A 15,513-nucleotide genomic window follows, 5' to 3' on the forward strand; every position below is an offset into this window, starting at 1 on the left:
CCGCGTCGAGTCCCTCCTCCGCCTTGGATTCGAAGCCGCAGGACGCCGCTCGCTGATCCACTCTCCACCGGGCACCAGACCGTTACGATGTTCCGTCGATGCCGGGCCTGGGCCGCGTCCCGCTCCGGCCCGACCGGTTTCGCTGGAGGACCCCATGACCGACCTGCACCCGTTCATCGCCGGGCTGCCCAAGGCGGAGCTGCACGTGCACCACGTCGGCTCCGCCTCCCCCCGCATCGTCGCCGAACTCGCCGGGCGGCACGCCGACTCGAAGGTGCCGACCGATCAGGAGGCGCTCGCCGACTACTTCACGTTCACCGACTTCGCGCACTTCATCGAGGTGTACCTGTCGGTGGTCGACCTGATCCGCACGCCCGAGGACGTCCGTCTGCTGACGTTCGAGATCGCGCGGGACATGGCGCGGCAGAACATCCGCTACGCCGAGCTGACGGTCACCCCGTTCAGCTCGACCAGCCGCGGCATCCCCGAAGTGGCGTTCATGGAGGCCATAGAGGACGCCCGCAAGGCAGCGGAGGCCGAACTCGGCGTCGTCCTGCGGTGGATCTTCGACATCCCGGGCGAGGCGGGGCTGCCGTCCGCCGAGGAGACGGCGCGGCTCGCGGTGGACCTGCGCCCCGAGGGGCTGGTCGGCTTCGGGCTCGGGGGGCCGGAGATCGGCGTGCCGCGCCCGCAGTTCAAGCCGTACTTCGACCGCGCGATCGCCGCGGGCCTGCACTCCGTGCCGCACGCCGGGGAGACGACGGGGCCCGGGACCGTGTGGGACGCGCTGCGGGAGCTGCGCGCGGAGCGCATCGGGCACGGCACCAGCTCCGTCCAGGACCCCGCGCTGCTCGCGCACCTGGCGGAGCACCGCATTCCGCTGGAGGTGTGCCCCACCTCCAACATCGCGACCCGCGCGGTCGCCCGCCTCGACGAGCATCCCCTGGCGCGGATGGTGGAGGCCGGGGTGCTGGTCACCGTGGGCAGCGACGACCCGCCGATGTTCGGCACCGACCTCAACCAGGAGTACGGGGTCGCCGCCCGGCTGCTCGGCCTGGACGAGCGTGGCGTGGCCGCACTGGCGAAGAACGGCGTCGAGGCGTCCTTCCTCGACGATGCGGGCAAGAAGACGCTCGCCGGTGAGATCGACGCCTACACCGACGCGTGGCTCGCCCGGTGAGCCGCCGTGGCTTCGTCGCCGTGGCGCACCGCGGCGACCCGTACCGGCTGCGGGAGAACACCGTCGCCTCGATCCGGTCCGCCGCCGCGCGCGGGGCCGACGCGGTCGAGACGGACGTCAGGCTCACCCGTGACGGGGTGCCCGTGCTGCTGCACGACGCCTCGCTCGAACGCCTCTGGGGCGACCCGCGCCCGCTCGCCGACGTCACGGCGCGCGAGCTCACCGAGGTGACGTCGGGAGGCGTGCCGCTCCTGCGCGACGCGCTGCGGGCGACGGAGTGCCGGCTGCAGCTGGACCTGCCGGGTGCGACGCCCGAGGCGGTGCGCGCCATGGTGGGGGTCGTGCGGGAGTGCGGCGCGAGCGAGCGGGTGTACTGGACGGGCGCGCCGTCCACGATGCTCGCGGTGCGCGCGGCGGAGCCGGGTGCCGAGATCGCGATGACGTGGGGGACGGTGGCTCCCCCACTGCCCTCGCTGCTCGCGGCCGTGCGGCCGCGTTGGGTCAACTACCGCTTCGGCCTGGCCACCGCGGAGGTGATCGCGCGCGGCCACCGCGACGGGCTGCTGGTGTCGGCCTGGACCGTCGACACGGGGTGGCGGATGCGGCGCCTGATCCGCGCGGGCATCGACGCGCTGACGACCAACAGGATCGACGTGCTCGCGCGGTTGGTGGCAGGCTCGCGTGGCGTGCCGGCGCACAACGGGGAGGAGCGGACGTGACGGAGAACGTGACGCGCGAGGACGGGCCGGGCCGCGGGGCGGCGCCGTCGGAGGTCGTGACGGACAGGGCGCACAACGCGCGCGTGTGGAACTACTGGCTGGGTGGCGAGGACAACTACCTGGTGGACCGGGCGGTCGGCGACCAGGTCACCGCCATGTACCCGAGCATCGGCGAGGTCGCGCGCGCCGACCGCGCGTTCCTCGGCCGCTCGGTCGCGTACCTCGCGGGCGAGGCGGGGATGCGGCAGTTCCTGGACATCGGCACAGGGCTGCCCACCGCCGAGAACACCCACGAGGTCGCGCAGGCCGTCGCGCCCGACGCGCGGATCGTGTACGTCGACAACGACCCGACGGTGCTCGCGCACGCGCGTGCGCTGCTGACGAGCAGCCCCTGGGGCCAGACGGAGTACCTCGACGCGGACGTGCGCGATCCCGGGACGATCCTCGGCAGCCTCGGCAGGACGCTGGACCTGGAGCGGCCCGTCGCGGTGATACTGCTCGGCATCCTCAACTTCGTGCCCGATACGGACGAGGCGCGGTCCATCGTCCGCCGCCTGCTCGACGCGGTGGCGCCCGGGAGCCACCTGGTGCTGACGCATCCGACGCTGGAGCTCGGCGGTTCGGGCAACGAGGAGGCCATGCGGTTCTGGAACGAGAACGCGACCCCGCCGATCACCGCGAGGACCGGGGCCGAGATCGCCTCCTTCGCGGAGGGCCTCGACGTCCTGGAGCCCGGCATCGTCTCCTGCTCGCGCTGGCGCGTAGCGCCGGGCGAGGACCCGGGGCCCGAGGTGGCCCAGTTCGGCCTGGTCGCGCGCAAGCCGTAAGGGGCGGCAAGGGCCGCGCCGGCAAGCGCGGGCGCCCGTGGGGGCCGCCGCCCGCCCGGGCGGCGGCCCCCACGGCGGCTCAGTCCTCCAGCGCCGTCATCACGTGCTTGACGCGCGTGTAGTCGTCGAAGCCGTACGCCGACAGGTCCTTGCCGTAGCCGGACTTCTTGAAGCCGCCGTGCGGCATCTCCGCGACCAGCGGGATGTGCGTGTTGATCCACACGCAGCCGAAGTCGAGGGACTTCGACAGGCGCATGGCGCGCGCGTGGTCCTTCGTCCACACGGACGAGGCGAGCGCGTACTCGACGTCGTTCGCGTAGGTCAGCGCCTGGGCCTCGTCCGTGAAGGACTGGACGGTGATGACCGGGCCGAACACCTCGTTCTGGATGATCTCGTCGTCCTGCTTGAGGCCCGAGACGACGGTCGGCGCGTAGAAGTAGCCCTTGTCGCCGACGCGGTGGCCGCCGGTGACGACCTTCGCGTGTGCGGGCAGCCGGTCGATGAAGCCGGAGACACGCTCCAGCTGATTGGCGTTGTTGAGCGGCCCGTACAGCACGTCCTCGTCGTCCGCCGCGCCCGTCTTGGTGCCGTCGGCGGCCTTGGCCAGTTCCGCGACGAACTCGTCGTGGATCGACTCGTGGACGAGGACGCGCGTGGCCGCCGTGCAGTCCTGGCCCGCGTTGAAGTAGCCGGCCACCGAGATGCCCTCGACGGCCTTGGGGATGTCGACGTCGCCGAAGACGATGACGGGCGCCTTGCCGCCGAGTTCGAGGTGGACGCGCTTGACGTCCTTGGCCGCCGACCCGGCGACCTCCATGCCGGCGCGGACTGAGCCGGTGATGGACGCCATCGCGGGCGTCGGGTGCTCGACCATGGCGCGGCCGGTGTCGCGGTCGCCGCAGATGACGTTGAAGACGCCCTTGGGCGCCACCGACCCGATGATCTCGGCCATCAGCACGGTGGACGCGGGCGTCGTGTCGGACGGCTTCAGCACGACGGTGTTGCCCGCGGCGAGCGCGGGGGCGAACTTCCACACGCCCATCATCATCGGGTAGTTCCACGGGGCGACCTGCGCGCAGACGCCGACCGGCTCGCGCCGTACGAACGAGGTGAGGCCGTCCATGTACTCGCCGGCCGAGCGTCCCTCCAGCATCCGCGCCGCGCCCGCGAAGAAGCGGATCTGGTCCACCATCGGCGGGATCTCCTCGGTGCGCGTGAGGCCGAGGGGTTTGCCGGTGTTCTCCGACTCGGTCGCGATGAGTTCCTCGGCGCGCTCCTCGAAGGCGTCCGCGATCTTGAGGATGACCTTCTGGCGCTCGGCGGGCGTGGTGTCGCGCCAGGCGGGGAACGCGGCGGCGGCAGCCTGCATCGCCGCGTCGACGTCGGCGGGGCCCGACAGCGGCGCCGTGGCGTAGACCTCCCCCGTGGCCGGGTTCACCACGTCGGTGGTGCGCCCGTCGGCTGCGTCCCGGAACTCGCCGTTGATGTAGTTGCGCAGACGGCGCGGCTCGGTGGTCACTGCCACCCCTCCTGTCGGTCGGTTGTCCGGTGTGTGAGACGCCCAGCCTAGTCAGGTACCCGACGCTTTCGACAGGCCCGACGCCCCGTAACTTCGGATTCGGTTTATTTCAGGTCTCAGGACAACGAATTTCATCGATACGGGGTTGCGTGACAGACGAGTACCAAGGCACAGTGAGGGCGTGGCCAGTCGCAGCGCAGAGATCAGGAACGGGAACGGCTCGACCCACGGGATCGACGCCGTCTCCCTCGCCATCATCGAACAGCTCCAGGAGGACGGACGGCGCCCGTACTCGGCGATCGGCAAGGCGGTCGGGCTGTCCGAGGCGGCCGTGCGCCAGCGCGTGCAGAAGCTGCTCGACCAGGGCGTGATGCAGATCGTCGCCGTCACGGACCCGCTCACCGTCGGGTTCAGGCGGCAGGCGATGGTCGGGATCAATGTCGAGGGCGACGTGGACGGCGTCGCCGAGGCGCTGACCGCCATGGACGAGTGCGAGTACGTGGTCATGACCGCCGGCTCGTTCGACCTGATGGTGGAGATCGTCTGCGAGGACGACGACCACCTGCTCGAAGTGATCACGAAACGGATCCGCACGCTCCCCGGCGTGCGCTCCACCGAGAGCTTCGTCTACCTCAAGCTCAAGAAGCAGACCTACATGTGGGGAACCCGATAGCCGTGAGCAAGGACCTCTCCAAGACCGCGTACGACCACCTGTGGATGCACTTCACCCGCATGTCGTCGTACGAGAACGCACCCGTGCCCACCATCGTGCGTGGCGAGGGCACCCACATCTACGACGCCGACGGCAAGCGCTACCTGGACGGCCTGTCCGGCCTGTTCGTGGTCAACGCAGGTCACGGGCGGCACGAGCTGGCCGAGACCGCGTACAAGCAGGCGCAGGAGCTGGCCTTCTTCCCCGTGTGGTCGTACGCGCATCCCAAGGCGGTCGAGCTGGCCGAGCGGCTCGCACACTACGCGCCGGGCGACCTGAACAAGGTGTTCTTCACGACGGGTGGCGGCGAGGCCGTCGAGACGGCCTGGAAGCTCGCCAAGCAGTACTTCAAGCTGACCGGCAAGCCGACGAAGTACAAGGTCATCTCGCGTGCGGTCGCCTATCACGGCACCCCGCAGGGCGCGCTGTCCATCACGGGCCTTCCCGACCTGAAGGCGCCGTTCGAGCCGCTGGTCCCCGGCGCGCACAAGGTGGCCAACACCAACATCTACCGCGCGCCGATCCACGGCGACGACCCCGAGGCGTTCGGGCGCTGGGCCGCCGACCAGATCGAGCAGCAGATCCTGTTCGAGGGGGCCGACACGGTCGCCGCCGTGTTCCTGGAGCCGGTGCAGAACGCGGGCGGCTGCTTCCCGCCGCCGCCGGGATACTTCCAGCGGGTGCGGGAGATCTGCGACAAGTACGACGTGCTGCTCGTCTCCGACGAGGTCATCTGCGCCTTCGGCCGGATCGGCACGATGTTCGCGTGCGACAAATTCGGCTACGTGCCGGACATGATCACCTGCGCCAAGGGCATGACGTCCGGCTACTCGCCGATCGGCGCGTGCATCGTCTCCGACCGCCTGGCGGAGCCGTTCTACGAGGGCGACAACACGTTCCTGCACGGCTACACCTTCGGCGGCCACCCGGTCTCCGCCGCGGTCGGCCTCGCCAACCTCGACATCTTCGAGCGCGAGGGCCTCAACCAGCACGTGCTGGACAACGAGTCCGCGTTCTTCGCCACGCTGAGCAAACTCCACGACCTGCCGATCGTGGGCGATGTCCGCGGCAACGGCTTCTTCTACGGCATCGAGCTCGTGAAGGACAAGGCCACCAAGGAGACGTTCACCGACGAGGAGACCGAGCGGGTCCTCTACGGGTTCCTCTCGCACGCGCTCTACGACAACGGCCTGTACTGCCGTGCCGACGACCGCGGCGACCCGGTCGTCCAGCTGGCGCCGCCGCTGATCTCCGACCAGTCGACGTTCGACGAGATCGAGTCCATCCTGCGCACGGTCCTCACGGAGGCATGGACGAAGCTCTGAGCAAGACGCCGGCTTCCGACGTGCGCCCGCCGCTTCTGACGGGCGTGCCGCCGCTTCCGACGCGCGTGCCCGCCGCCCGGGTGCCCCCGATCGAGTGAGACAGGGGCACCCGCGCCGCGTACTGCCCACCCGCCTCGCGGTCGCTGCCTACCGTGCCAGTGACCATCTGATCCGAAGTCCGCGGCCCGGCCAAGGGCGGACCGTACGAGCAGAACCGAGGTGTACGCCATGGTGGCTCCGCCGGACGACGACGTGCTGTGGGCGCGTTCCGTGCACTGCTCACTCGAAGGCTCCCCCGCCCTTTCCGGGGTCTCGCTCGGGGTGCGCGAGGGCCACGTCCTCGCCGTGCGCGGGCCGCGAGCCTGCGGCAAGACGACCCTGCTGCGGTGCCTGTCCGGCCAGTTGGTGCCGCAGGAGGGCGAGGTGTGGTTCGACGGCCACCCCGTGCACACCCTGAGCAGGGCGCAGCGCGAGAGGCTGCGCGCCGAGAGGTTCGCGTGGATCGGCCCCGAGCCCTCCCTCGTGCCCGAGCTGAACGGCTGGGAGAACGCGGCGCTCCCGCTGCTCCTGCGCGGCACCTCGCAGCGCGCCGCCAAGGCCGCCGCGATGGAGTGGCTCGAACGCCTCGACGTCGCCGACTGCGCCGGCAGGAAGCCCGCGGCGCTGCCCAGGCACCGGCGCCAGCGCATCGCGGTGGCGCGCGCGCTGACGGCCCGTCCCACCGTGCTGTTCGCCGACGAGCCGACCGCGTCGCTGCACGCGTCCGACCGCGCGCAGGTGCTGCGCACGCTGACGACCGCGGCGCGCTCGCACGGCGTCACCGTCGTACTCGCCACGCTGGACGAGGACGCGGCGGCGCTCGCCGACCACTGCCTGCCCCTGGTCGACGGCCGCCGCGCCGACGCCGCCACCCCAGAGGCGGAAGGGCAAGAAGCGTGCTCGCTCTCCGTCTAGCCCGCGGCTCACGCCTCCTCGTCCAGCTGCGCCGCCTGCTGGTGGCGGCCGCTTCCGCAGGCGTCGGCTTCCTGCTGCTGTGCACGCTGATGTGGGCGGTCGGCCACCCCGAGGGCGCGCTGCTGCGCCTGCTGTGGTGCGCCGTGCCGGCCGCCGCCGCGGTGCAGCTCGCGGTGGCCGTCGCGCGGACGGACCCGGGCACGCGGCCGCGCCCGGGGCTCTCGGCGATCGGCCTTGGCCCGGTCAGGCTCACCGCGTACGCCACCGTGACGACGGCGGCCTCCTGCGTGCTCGGCTCGCTCTTCGCGCTGCTCGCCTTCTGGCACCTGCGCGGCGACGGCTCCGGCCTGCCGCTCGACGGCGCGTCACGGCGGCTGCTCGCGGGCAACGGCACGGTGCCGGCCGGCGCGGTGGTGCTGCTGCTCGCCGCCGTGCCCGTGCTGGCGTCGGCCGCGGTGGCCTGCGCGCTCAGGCCGTCCGTGCGGGAGCGCGCAGCCGCGAAGCCAGGCACGACGTCCGCGCCCGCGGGACTCCCATGGGGCGTGGCCCTGACCGCCGCGGGCCTCGCCGTGGAGACGTACGCGAGCGGCGGCGGCGACCGCACGCCGCTGCCGCTGCCCGGACGCTTCGAGGGCAGCCCCGCCGGGGTGCTCGGCGGGTGGGCGCTGACGGCGGTGGGCCTGGCGCTCGCCGGGCCCGGCATCAGCCACCTGTGCGGCTGGCTGCTGCAGAGCGCGCGGCCCGGCGCGGTACGGCTGCTCGCGGGGCGTGCGCTGATGAGCCAGGCACGCTCCATCGGCCGCCCGCTCGGCGTGCTGTGCGCGGTGGTGTCCGGCACGTTCGCGGCGGCCGCCCTGTACGGGCCGGGCGACCGGCGACCGTACGGCGTCCTCACCGGGCTCGGCGCCGTCCTCGTCATCGGCTGCGCGCTGGCCAGCGTGCTGACGGCCGCGGCTGAGGCGGTCCACTCCCGCGAGGAGACGAACAGCGCGCTGGGCGAGGCGGGCACGCCGGCTGCGGTCCTGCGCGCGGCGGCGGGCGTGCGCGTGCTGGCGCTCGCCGCCGTCTTCGCGCCGCTGACCTGGATCGTCGCGGAGCTCGCCGCGGCGCCGCTCGGCCGCTGACGGGAGGCGGCGCTCCCGCCGCGAGCGCCGTGAGGGGCACTAGCATGGCGCCGTGCCGATACCGCAGCAGAGACACGAGCCGGGCGGGGACAGCGCGGGCGAGCTCCCGCAGGACCGCGAGATCGAGACGCTGGAGGAGTTCGACCTCAGGGCGGAGGGGGGCGCGCTCGGCGGGTACCGCGTCCAGTCCGTCGACCTGACGGGCCGTACCGGCCGGCTGCTCGCGTCGGACACCGCGGGCGCGGTCTTCCTCGGGTGCCCGATGGAGCCGGAGGCGCTGGCGAAGGTGCGCGCCGACGGCGCCATGGTCTTCCCGCCCGTGCCCAACCTGCCGTTCGACCCCTACCGCGGCCTGCTGTATACCCCCGACCAGCTCTTCGACGGCCTCGCGTCGGACGGTTACGAGGCGACGCCCGACGCGCGCGCGTACGCCTGGTTCCAGCGCACCAAGGACGACGGCGACGTCTTCGCGTCGATGCTGCGCGCCGTCCACGACGACGCGGTCTCCGACGCCCTCGACGAACTCCTGGCCGGCGCGCCGGTCGTGGGCGTGATGGGCGGCCACGCGATGGCGCGCGGCACCGACGCGTACGCGGGCGCCGCCCGGCTCGGCCGCTCCCTCGCACGAACCGGGCTCACCGTCGCCACCGGCGGCGGCCCCGGCGCGATGGAGGCGGCGAACCTCGGCGCCTACCTGTCGTCCTTCGACGACGCCGTGCTGGCCGACGCCCTGGAACTGCTCGGCAAGACGCCCTCGTTCCGCCCTTCGGTCACCGACTGGGCGCGCGCCGCCTTCGAGGTGCGGGAGCGCGCGCCGGGCGGCGCCCGATCGGTGGGCATCCCGACCTGGTTCTACGGGCACGAGCCGCCGAACCCGTTCGCCAGCCACATCGCCAAGTACTTCGCCAACGCGCTGCGCGAGGACGGGCTGCTGGCGCGCTGCACGGCGGGCGTGGTCTTCCTGCCGGGCGCCGCGGGCACCGTGCAGGAGATCTTCGACAACGCGACGCCCAACTACTACGCCTCGCGCGGCGAACCGACCCCGATGGTGCTGGTCGACCGCGAGCACTGGACCAGGGACCTGCCGGCCTGGCCACTGCTGACCGCGCTCGCCGGAGAGCGGTCCATGGCGGACCGGATCGCGCTCGTCGACACGGTCGACGAGGCCCCGGCGGCACTCGCGGCGCTCGCGGGACGGACGGCCGGGGCCTGATGGCCGCGACGGGGGGCGCCGCGGGGGACGACGTCACGACGCGGCGGCTCGTACTGCACCCGCTGAGCACCGACGAGGCCGAGCGTGTCGTGTCCTGCGCGCCGGGGCCCGGCGACCGCTGGGCGCCCGGCTACCCGGACGCGTTCGACGTGAAGGGCGTCAGCTCGTACCTCGCGACGTGCTCGATCAGCGGCGACCCGGCGCCGTTCGGTACGTACGAGATCAGGCGCCGCTCGGACGGGTGTGCCATCGGCGGCCTCGGCTTCGACGGTCCGCCCGACGCGCGGGACACCGTGACGGTCGGCTACAGCCTGATCGCCTCGCAGCACGGCAACGGCTACGCGCGCGAGGCGCTGCGCGGGCTGCTCGACCGGCTGCGTGCGCTCGGCGTGCGGGGGGTCAACGGCGACGCCGACCATGCCAACGTCGCGTCCCAGCGGGTGATGGCGTCCGCGGGGATGCGTCTCGTGGCGCAGGACGAGCGGGTCAAGTACTACGCGATCCGTCTCTGAGGCCCGCGTCCGCGTTCGTTTTCGCCGTCGCGTTCGTTTTCGCGCCTGTGCCGGACTCCGCCAGGACGACCACGTCGTCCTGGCTGAACGTGACGCCGACGGTGTCGCCCTCACGCGGCGCCTCGGCCGGAGCGCACTCCGCGTCGAGCGGGGGACCACCGCCCTCGGGGCGCAGGCGCACGACGACGCGGCTGCCGCGGAACGTGCGGGTTTCGACCTCGCAGCGCAGCCCGTCGTCCGGCGCGGCCATGCGCACCCCGGCGGGCCGCACCAGCAGCGTCCGCCCGCCCTGCGGTGAACCGGGCTCCATCGGCAGCTTCCCCCAGGGCGTGTCGGCGCTCTCGCCGCCGACGGTCGCGGGAACGACGTTGTCGAAGCCGAGGAAGCGCGCGACGAACGCGGAGGCCGGGCGCTGCCACACGCCGAGCGGCGTGCCGGTCTGCGCCACGCGGCCGTCCCCCATGACGACCACCCGGTCGGCGAGCGCGAAGGCCTCGCCCTGGTCGTGCGTGACGGCGAGCACCGTCGTGCCGAGGCGGCCGAACAGGCCGCGCAACTCGACGACGAGGCGTTCGCGCAGGCCGCGGTCGAGCTGGCCGAGCGGCTCGTCCAGCATCAGCAGCCGCGGCCTGGGCGCCAGCGCCCTGGCCAGCGCGACGCGCTGCTGCTCGCCGCCCGACAGCGTGGACACGGCACGCCCACCGGCGCCCGGCAGGCCCACCAGTTCGAGCAACTCCTCGACCCGGGTGCGCTGTTCGGCGCGCGACGCGCCGTGCATGCGCAGCCCGAAGGCGACATTGCCCGCCACGTCACGCTGCGGGAACAGCTGGTGGTCCTGGAACATCAGCCCGACGCCCCTGCGGTGCACGGGCACGGCCGCCTGGTCGGCGCCGTCGAGCAGCACCCGACCGCCGCCAGGGGCCTGGAGCCCGGCGATCACGCGCAGCATGGTGGACTTGCCGCTGCCGCTCGGCCCGAGCACGCTGACGATCTCGTGCTCGGCGACGTCGAGCCGTACCGCGTCGAGCGCGGCGCGCGCGCCGAACCGTACGGTGACGTCCTCCAGGGTCAGCAGCGCCATCAGAACTCTCCCGAGCGGTCGGTGCGGATGCGTTCGAGCAGCAGCAGCGAGAGCGCGCACACGATCATCAGGACCGTGGAGAGCGCCATCGCCTCGCCGTACGTGAGGTCGCCGGGGCGCGAGAGCAGCCGGGCGACCGCCACGGGCAGGGTCGGGTTGCCGGGCCGCGCGATGAAGACCGTCGCGCCGAACTCGCCGAGCGAGACGGCGAACGCGAATCCGGCGGCGACCAGCAGGGCGCGCCGCACCAGCGCCAGGTCGACCTCGCGGAAGACCCGCAGCGGCGAAGCACCGAGCACGGCGGCCGCCTCGCGCAGCCTGCCGTCCACGGCGCGCAGCACGGGGAGCATCGTCCGCACGACGAAGGGCACGCCGACGAGCGCCTGCGCGAGCGGCACGAGGATCCACGAGGAGCGCAGGTCGAGCGGCGGCTTGTCGAGTGTGATGAGGAAGCCGAAGCCGACGGTGACGGCGGACACGCCGAGCGGCAGCATCAGCAGGGCGTCGAACCCGCGCGCGAACCGTCCGGCGCGCCGGGTCAGCGCGGCCGCCGCGAGCCCTCCGACCACCAGCGCGATCGCCGCGGCGACGACGGCGTAGCGCACGGAGTTCCAGACGGCTTCCAGGGGCGCCACCAGGAAGGTGCCGCTCGCGTCGACCGAGGTCAGCGCCCTGTAGTAGGCGAAGCCGTGCCCGCCGGGTGTGTCGAGCGAGCGCTCGACGAGCACCCCGAGCGGCAGGAACAGCAGCAGCGCGACGCTCGCGAGGACCCCGCCGAGCAGCGCCCACTGCCCGGCGCCGCGCGGCCGGCGCGCGGTCGTGGACGGGTCGACGAGGCGCAGCGCGCTCTCCCTGCGCCGCACCGTCCAGGCGTGCACGCCGAGCACGGCGCCGACGGCGACGAGTTGCACGAGCGTCAGGATCGCGGCGGTCGGCAGCTGGAGCAGTTCGGCCGTCTGCCGGTAGATCTCCACTTCGAGCGTGGAGAAGCCGGGCCCGCCGAGGATCTGGATGACGCCGAAGGACGTGAAGGTGAACAGGAACACCATCAGCGCCGCGGCGGCGACGGCGGGCGCGAGCGCCGGCAGGGTCACCCTGCGCCAGGCGGCGAGCCGGCTCGCGCCGAGCACGCGCGCCGCCTCCTCCTGGCGCGGGTCGAGCTGGGCCCACAGACCGCCGACGGTCCGCACCACGACCGCGTAGTTGAAGAAGACGTGCGCGAGCAGGATCGCCCAGACCGTGGTGTCGAGGCGCACGCCCCAGAGCTGGTCGAGCAGCCCGCCCCTGCCGAGCAGCGCGAGGAACGCCGTGCCCGCCACGACGGTCGGGAGCACGAACGGCACGGTGACCGCGGCGCGCAGCACCTGCTTGCCGGGGAAGGAGAACCGCGCGAACACGTAGGCGCCCGGCAGCGCGATCAGCAGCGTGAGCCCCGTCGAGGCGAGTGCCTGCCACAGCGTGAACCACAGGACGTGCAGGATGCCGGGCCTGCCCAGCACCTGGGTGACCTCTCCCAGCTGCCAGCCGTCGGCGGTCCTGAGGCCGCGTCCGACGATCGAGACGACCGGGTAGGCGAAGAACACCGCGAAGAACGCGAGGGGCAGCGCCATCAGGGCGAGCCGTACCGCGGCGGGGCGCACGGCCCGGCGGCGCCCCGTGGCCGGGGGTCCCGGCGAGGCGCCGGGTCCCTCGGCGCCCTTCACTTCACCAGGAGCGAGGACCACGTCTGGATCCACTGGTCGCGGTGCGCGGCGATCCGGGGCGGCGCCATGGACTCGCCGTCCGTGATCTTCGCGCCGAACTTCGTGAAGACCTCGGGCTCCTTGGCGCCCTTGACCACGGGGTCGACGAACATCTGCAGCGGCATGTCCTCCTGGAACCGCTTGCTGATCATGAAGTCGATCAGTGCCTTGCCGCCCGCGGTGTTCTTCGCGCCGTCCAGCAGCCCCGCGAACTCGATCTGGCGGAAGCAGGTGCCGGTGGCGACGCCGGTGGGCGCCTGCGCCGGGCTCTTCGGCCGCGGCTTGGCGTACAGCACCTCGGACGGCGGGCTGGACGCGTACGAGACGACGAGGGGCCGCGTCGCCTTGGCCTTCTTGCCGCCGGCGGACCCGGAGAAGTCCTGGTCGTAGGCCTGTTCCCAGCTGTCCACCACCTGCACGCCGTTGGCCTTGAGCTTCTTCCAGTAGTCCTGCCAGCCGGAGTCGCCGTAGCGGGCGATCGTGCCGAGCAGGAAGCCGAGGCCGGGCGAGGAGGTCGCGACGTTCTCCGTCACCAGCATGTTCTTGTACTGGGGCTTGACGAGGTCCGCGAAGGTGTTCGGCGGCGCGAGCTTGTGCCGTGCGAAGTACGCGCGGTCGTAGTTGACGCAGAGGTAGCCGCTGTCGATGGGCGTGACGCGGTGCTTGGCCTTGTCGAGCCGGGTGGACGGGTCGACGCGGTCGATGCCCTTGGCGGTGTACGGGGTGAACAGGCCGTTGTCGAGCGCCCTGCTGAGCAGCGTGTTGTCGACGCCGAAGAAGACGTCGCCCTGCGGGGCGCCCTTGGTGAGGATGGCCTTGTTGACGGCCTCGCCGGCGTCACCGCTCTTGAGGACCTTGACCTTGTAGCCCGTCTCCTTGGTGAACTCCTTCAGGACGGCGGACGAGGCGGCGAACGAGTCGTGGCTCACCAGCGTGACCGTTGTGGCCTTCGCGGCTCCCGCGTCGCCTCCGCCGCCCTGCCCGTCCTGCCCTCCGCAGGCGGCGAGGGCGGTGGCACCGACCGCGGCGGCGAGCGCGGCCGCCGCGAGCTTCCTGGTGGTGGGCACTTGTTTTCCTCCTGGGACGTCCAGTCCAGGAAGAGACGCGGCCCTGCCCCCGGTCCGCGTGGGCGGGCCGGGGCAGGGCGCAACAGCATGAGGTGAAGACCGGACTTCCTACCCAGAATGACCTGGGCGAGGTTCAGAGGGTCTGCGGCCTGGGCCCGGGTCTCGCGTCCCGGGCCGCTGCCGCACTCTCAGCGCTGTGGCGCTCCCCTGTCGGGTGTATGCGGTATGGGTTGTATGCGTTGTGTCAGCCACCAGGGTACACACGGGCGCACGGGGCAGGTACGCGCGTGCGATGAGGGGGTGTCCCGCGATGTCCGGCAGGGCCCAGGCGCCGCCGTCAGCGTTCGGACGCCGCCAGCTGGCCGCACGCGCCGTCGATCTCCTGCCCGCGCGTGTCCCGCACGGTCACGGGCACGCCGTGGGCGGCGATCGCGTCCACGAAGGCACGCTCGTCCTCGGGGCGTGAGGCCGTCCACTTGGAGCCCGGCGTCGGGTTCAGCGGGATGAGGTTGACGTGCACCCGCCGGTTCTTGAGCAGGCGGCCGAGCCGGTCGCCGCGCCACGCCTGGTCGTTGACGTCGCGGATGAGCGCGTACTCGATCGAGACGCGGCGGCCCGACCTCTCCGCGTACTCCCAGGCCGCGTCCAGCACTTCGCGCACCTTCCAGCGCGTGTTGACGGGGACGAGCGTGTCGCGCAGCTCGTCGTCCGGCGCGTGCAGGGACACCGCGAGGCGGCACTTGAACCCCTCGTCGGCGAAGCGCAGCATCGCGGGCACGAGGCCCACCGTCGACACCGTGATCCCGCGCTGCGAGAGGCCGAGGCCGTCGGGCTCCGGGTCGGTGAGCCTGCGGATGGCGCCGACCACCCGGTTGTAGTTGGCGAGCGGCTCGCCCATGCCCATGAAGACGATGTTGGACAGCCGTGCGGGGCCGCCGGCGACCTCGCCGTCGCGCAGGGCGCGCATGCCGTCGACGATCTGGTGCACGATCTCGGCCGTCGAGAGGTTGCGGTCGAGGCCGTTTTGGCCCGTGGCGCAGAAGGGGCAGTTCATGCCGCAGCCGGCCTGCGAGGAGATGCACATGGTGACCCGGTCCGGGTAGCGCATCAGCACGGACTCGACGAGGGTGCCGTCGTGCAGGCGCCAGAGCGTCTTCCGCGTCGTGTCGTCGTCGCAGGAGATGTGGCGCACGACGGACATGAGGTCGGGCAGGAGCGCGTCCGCGAGCCGCTGCCTCGACCCGGCGGGGATGTCGGTCCACTGCTCGGGCGCGTGCGCGTACCGCGCGAAGTAGTGCTGGGAGAGCTGCTTGGCCCGGAACGGCTTCTCCCCCGCCGCCGCCACGGCCTCGCGGCGCTCGGCGGGCGTGAGGTCGGCGAGGTGCCGCGGCGGGCGCTTCGCGCCGCGGGGGGCGGCGAAGGTCAGTTCCCCCGGCTTCGGCGCGGGCATGAGCGACAACTCCTCGGTACGTACGGCGGTGGTCCCGCGACTCGGCAGCGCGGCCCCGGGCGTCTCACGGGGCGGCGACAGGTCCGGG

Annotated in this window: 14 protein-coding genes; 9 read left to right on the forward strand and 5 right to left on the reverse strand. The window is 72.7% G+C overall.

Annotated elements, in window-relative coordinates; translation table 11 throughout:
- Positions 1-154: 154 nt before the first annotated feature.
- The 3 genes from JFN87_RS01585 to JFN87_RS01595 are packed head-to-tail and all read left to right on the forward strand — an operon-like array spanning position 155 to position 2,726.
- Entirely contained in the window at positions 155-1,180 is a 1,026-nt protein-coding gene (locus JFN87_RS01585; protein ID WP_209337973.1) for an adenosine deaminase, read from the forward strand.
- Positions 1,177-1,899 carry a glycerophosphodiester phosphodiesterase gene (locus JFN87_RS01590; protein WP_209337974.1) on the forward strand — a complete coding sequence of 241 codons (723 nt, stop codon included), beginning with the start codon at positions 1,177-1,179 and terminating at the stop codon, positions 1,897-1,899. The genes JFN87_RS01585 and JFN87_RS01590 overlap by 4 nt, the downstream gene beginning before the upstream one ends.
- 8 nt (positions 1,900-1,907) lie before the next feature.
- Complete coding sequence (locus JFN87_RS01595) at positions 1,908-2,726, forward strand: SAM-dependent methyltransferase (RefSeq protein ID WP_209338072.1); 819 nt, start codon at positions 1,908-1,910, stop codon at positions 2,724-2,726.
- A gap of 79 nt (positions 2,727-2,805) precedes the next feature.
- On the opposite strand, the gene JFN87_RS01600 is transcribed toward JFN87_RS01595, so the two are convergent.
- Positions 2,806-4,245, reverse strand: a complete 1,440-nt coding sequence (locus tag JFN87_RS01600; protein ID WP_209337975.1) for a gamma-aminobutyraldehyde dehydrogenase — start codon at positions 4,243-4,245, stop codon at positions 2,806-2,808.
- Between the two features lie 181 nt (positions 4,246-4,426).
- On the opposite strand from JFN87_RS01600, the gene JFN87_RS01605 reads away from it, so the two are divergent.
- From JFN87_RS01605 to JFN87_RS01630, 6 genes are all read left to right on the forward strand, one after another.
- Positions 4,427-4,918: an Lrp/AsnC family transcriptional regulator gene (locus JFN87_RS01605; protein ID WP_209337976.1), complete on the forward strand. Its 492-nt coding sequence runs from the start codon at positions 4,427-4,429 to the stop codon at positions 4,916-4,918.
- Positions 4,903-6,282, forward strand: a complete 1,380-nt coding sequence (locus JFN87_RS01610) for an aspartate aminotransferase family protein (protein ID WP_209337977.1) — start codon at positions 4,903-4,905, stop codon at positions 6,280-6,282. Before JFN87_RS01605 ends, JFN87_RS01610 begins: the two co-directional genes overlap by 16 nt.
- Before the next feature lie 228 nt (positions 6,283-6,510).
- Entirely contained in the window at positions 6,511-7,236 is a 726-nt protein-coding gene (locus JFN87_RS01615; RefSeq protein WP_209337978.1) for an ABC transporter ATP-binding protein, read from the forward strand.
- Complete coding sequence (locus JFN87_RS01620) at positions 7,218-8,360, forward strand: hypothetical protein (RefSeq protein WP_209337979.1); 1,143 nt, start codon at positions 7,218-7,220, stop codon at positions 8,358-8,360. Before JFN87_RS01615 ends, JFN87_RS01620 begins: the two co-directional genes overlap by 19 nt.
- Positions 8,361-8,412: 52 nt before the next feature.
- Positions 8,413-9,573 carry an LOG family protein gene (locus tag JFN87_RS01625; protein ID WP_307865255.1) on the forward strand — a complete coding sequence of 387 codons (1,161 nt, stop codon included), beginning with the start codon at positions 8,413-8,415 and terminating at the stop codon, positions 9,571-9,573.
- Positions 9,573-10,085, forward strand: coding sequence for a GNAT family N-acetyltransferase (locus JFN87_RS01630; RefSeq protein WP_209337980.1), 513 nt, complete (start codon positions 9,573-9,575; stop codon positions 10,083-10,085). Before JFN87_RS01625 ends, JFN87_RS01630 begins: the two co-directional genes overlap by 1 nt.
- Here JFN87_RS01630 and JFN87_RS01635 read toward each other — a convergent pair.
- The 4 genes from JFN87_RS01635 to rlmN all read right to left on the reverse strand — a co-directional run bounded on the left by JFN87_RS01635 (position 10,060) and on the right by rlmN (position 15,425).
- Complete coding sequence (locus JFN87_RS01635) at positions 10,060-11,166, reverse strand: ABC transporter ATP-binding protein (protein WP_209337981.1); 1,107 nt, start codon at positions 11,164-11,166, stop codon at positions 10,060-10,062. The two genes, JFN87_RS01630 and JFN87_RS01635, sit on opposite strands and share 26 nt — an antisense overlap.
- The gene (locus JFN87_RS01640) at positions 11,166-12,776 is read right to left on the reverse strand and encodes an ABC transporter permease (RefSeq protein ID WP_209338074.1); all 1,611 of its coding nucleotides are present in this window, start codon (positions 12,774-12,776) and stop codon (positions 11,166-11,168) included. The genes JFN87_RS01635 and JFN87_RS01640 overlap by 1 nt, the downstream gene beginning before the upstream one ends.
- Positions 12,777-12,865: 89 nt before the next feature.
- Positions 12,866-13,975, reverse strand: coding sequence for a thiamine ABC transporter substrate-binding protein (locus JFN87_RS01645; RefSeq protein ID WP_209337982.1), 1,110 nt, complete (start codon positions 13,973-13,975; stop codon positions 12,866-12,868).
- A gap of 337 nt (positions 13,976-14,312) precedes the next feature.
- The gene (gene rlmN, locus JFN87_RS01650) at positions 14,313-15,425 is read right to left on the reverse strand and encodes a dual-specificity RNA methyltransferase RlmN (RefSeq protein ID WP_209337983.1); all 1,113 of its coding nucleotides are present in this window, start codon (positions 15,423-15,425) and stop codon (positions 14,313-14,315) included.
- Between the last annotated feature and the right edge of the window lie 88 nt (positions 15,426-15,513).

It is taken from the genome of Streptomyces montanisoli (assembly GCF_017813245.1).
Classification (GTDB): Bacteria; Actinomycetota; Actinomycetes; order Streptomycetales; family Streptomycetaceae; genus Streptomyces; species Streptomyces montanisoli.

What these genes read in the sequence shown, in the direction of transcription:
- JFN87_RS01585 (WP_209337973.1), top strand. Translation starts at nt 155, where the DNA reads ATGACCGACCTGCACCCGTTCATCGCCGGGCTGCCCAAGGCGGAGCTG.
- JFN87_RS01615 (WP_209337978.1), top strand. Translation starts at nt 6,511, where the DNA reads ATGGTGGCTCCGCCGGACGACGACGTGCTGTGGGCGCGTTCCGTGCAC.
- JFN87_RS01630 (WP_209337980.1), top strand. Translation starts at nt 9,573, where the DNA reads ATGGCCGCGACGGGGGGCGCCGCGGGGGACGACGTCACGACGCGGCGG.
- JFN87_RS01635 (WP_209337981.1), bottom strand. Translation starts at nt 11,166, where the DNA reads ATGGCGCTGCTGACCCTGGAGGACGTCACCGTACGGTTCGGCGCGCGC.
- JFN87_RS01640 (WP_209338074.1), bottom strand. Translation starts at nt 12,776, where the DNA reads ATGGCGCTGCCCCTCGCGTTCTTCGCGGTGTTCTTCGCCTACCCGGTC.
- rlmN (WP_209337983.1), bottom strand. Translation starts at nt 15,425, where the DNA reads ATGCCCGCGCCGAAGCCGGGGGAACTGACCTTCGCCGCCCCCCGCGGC.